This is a genomic window from Pseudomonas sp. KCJK9111 (assembly GCF_046231935.1).
Classification (GTDB): Bacteria; Pseudomonadota; Gammaproteobacteria; order Pseudomonadales; family Pseudomonadaceae; genus Aquipseudomonas; species Aquipseudomonas parafulva_B.
Map to the genome: position 1 here is coordinate 1 of NZ_JBJJMO010000124.1, position 2,794 is coordinate 2,794.

Consider the following 2,794-nt stretch of genomic DNA (forward strand, 5'->3'; position numbering starts at 1 on the left):
GGTCAGCTGGTGGTGCGCGACAACCGTCTGTGGACGCCCGAGGAAACCTGGCAGGTGCTGCATGAGCAGGCCATCACCATCGCCTGTTTCCCGCCTGCGTACCTGCAACAGTTGGCCGAATACGGCCAGGCCTTCGACAACCCGCCACCGGTGCAGATCTACTGCTTTGGCGGCGACGCCGTGGCCGATGCCAATTTCGAGTTGGTCAAGCGCACCCTGCGCCCAAGGCTGCTGACCAATGGCTACGGCCCTACCGAAACCGTGGTCACGCCGTTGCTGTGGGTGGTCGATACCGACCAGCGCTGCGAGGCGGCCTATGCGCCGATTGGCACACGGGTGGGCGAGCGTACCCTGCACATTCTCGATGCCGGCCTGAACCCATTGCCCGATGGCGTACCGGGTGAGTTGTACATTGGCGGGGAGGGGCTTGCGCGGGGCTACCATGCGCGGCCAGGCCTGACCGCCGAGCGTTTCGTCGCCGACCCCAGTGGCCGTGGCGCGCGCCTGTACCGCACCGGCGACCTGGTGCGCCGCCGCGCAGACGGGGTGATCGACTTCCTTGGCCGCCTGGATCATCAGGTGAAGATCCGGGGCTTTCGCATCGAGCTGGGCGAAATCGAGGCCCGCTTGCGCAGTCAACCCCAGGTGCGCGATGCGGTCGTCGTGGCCCGTGACACCGAAGGCGGCAAGCAACTGATCGGCTACGTGGCCACCAGCAGCCCGGCGCTGCAAGGCGAGGCGCTGCGCATGGCGTTGCAACAGGGCTTGCCCGACTACATGGTGCCCAGCCAGATCCTGGTGCTGGAACACCTGCCGCTGAGCCCCAACGGCAAGGTCGACCGCAAGGCGCTGCCAGACCCGTCCTTCAAGGGCCGCGAGTACGTGGCGCCGCGCAACGCCCTCGAAGCGGGCCTTGTCGCGATCTGGCAAGAGGTGCTGGAGCTGGAGCAGGTCGGGGTGACGGACAACTTCTTCGAGCTGGGCGGCGATTCCTTGCGCACCCTGAAGGTGTTGTCCAAGGTGCGCAATCAACCGGCGCTGGGCGTTGAGCTGAAGCTGCGTGACATGATGAGCAAACCCACCATCGCCGAGTTGTCCGGTTATGTGGATGACGCCGTGGCAGTGCCGTCACCGCTGCTGCCGCTCAACGGCCCGGTCGCGCATTGCGAGCCCCTGTTCTGCCTGCACGCAGGGTTCGGCACCGTGTTCGACTACGAGCCCCTGGCGCGGCGACTGGACGGAGTGCGCCAGGTCATCGGCGTGCAGTGCCGCATGCTGCTGGACAAGCACTGGCAGGACAGCTCGCTGGAAGCCATGGCCCAGGACTACGCAGGGTTCATCCGCGAACAGCAACCACAAGGGCCGTACCACTTGCTGGGCTGGTCGCTGGGCGGGCCGCTGGCGCTGCTGGTCGCCCGTGTGCTGGAAGGGCAGGGCCACTGCGTGCACTTCGTTGGGCTGGTGGACAGCTTCGTGCCCGGTGACCACGGCCCAGAGGACGACCTGACCGAAGAGCTGCGCAACTTCCTGTCGATCATCCTGGACCAGCCGCCCGAAAGCCTGCCGACGTTCGACCTGTCTACGGATGGCTCCCACCTGGCCCTCGAAGCCCTGGTAGCGCAGGTGCAGGCCCACGTGCTGGGCAGCGGTGATTCACCGCGCTTTGCTGCCGAGGAACTGGTGCATGCCTTTACGGTGGCGCTGCGCCTCAAGGCACTGTCGCGACGCCTGGCGCCGCTGCCCGCCATCGAGTGCCCGGCCAGCTTCTGGTGGGCAGAAGAGGGGTACGGCGCACCGGCCCACGCCTATCAACGGCAGTTCAGCCATGACGACGCAACGCTCATCCAGGCGTCGCACTTCGACATCCTCAAGCAGCCCCAGGTGTTGCGCGAGGTGTGCCAGTGCCTGGACGCGACCACCGAAACCCAGGGGCGCGCGTGACGCGCCCTGTCACTGACTTTCAAGTAAGGATTGAACATGGCATTGCACCCTGACCTGGCAGCGTTTCTGGAACTGGTCGAATTCGGCAGGCTGACCGGCAAGAGCCAGCCCATGCACGCGATGGAGGTGGCCCAGGCCCGCGCCGAATTCGCCGCCAGCTCGCAAGTGCTCGACCCCAGCCCGCCCGGTGACCTGAGTGTCAGCGAACTGAGCATCCCCACCCGCGACGGCGCCCAGCTGCCCGCACGGCTCTACCGTAACGGGCAGCCTGCAGCTGCACCGCAACCGGTGATCCTCTACCTGCACGGCGGCGGCTATGTGGTCGGCAGCCTCGATTCACACGATTCGGTGTGCCGGCGCCTGGCGAGCATGGGCGACTTCGCGGTGCTCGCCCCGGATTACCGACTGGCGCCGGAGCACCGTTTCCCCGTTCCAGTGAACGATGCGCTCGATGCCGCCAACTGGCTGGCCGAGCATGCCCTTGCGCTTGGGCTGGACAACCGCCGGGTGGTATTTGCCGGCGACAGCGTCGGCGCAAGCCTTGCGACCGTCCTGGCCATCACCGCGGTCAAGGCCCCTGAAACGTTGGCGATCAAGCCGCTGGCGCAGCTGCTGTTCTACCCGGTCACCGACTTGTCGTGCCTGCGCGACTCCCACCGCCAGCATGCCGAAGGCTATTTGCTGGAGACCAAGACGCTGGAGTGGTTCTACCAGCACTACGCACCGCTGCCCGAACAACGCCTGGACTGGCGCGCTTCACCGCTGCTGGCCCAAGTGCACACGCCTCTGGCGCCGGCTTATCTGTGGGTGGCGGAATATGACCCGTTGCATGACGAAGGCTTGGCCTATCGCG

At 66.4% G+C, this 2,794-nt stretch carries 2 protein-coding genes; both read left to right on the forward strand.

Annotated features, from left to right (window positions below; all coding sequences use genetic code 11):
* A partial coding sequence (locus ACK59L_RS21445) for a thioesterase domain-containing protein (RefSeq protein WP_409275937.1) occupies positions 1-1,941 on the forward strand: 1,941 nt, incomplete at its 5' end.
* Between the two features lie 36 nt (positions 1,942-1,977).
* Positions 1,978-2,794: alpha/beta hydrolase (locus tag ACK59L_RS21450; RefSeq protein WP_409275939.1), on the forward strand; the 817-nt coding region annotated here is incomplete at its 3' end.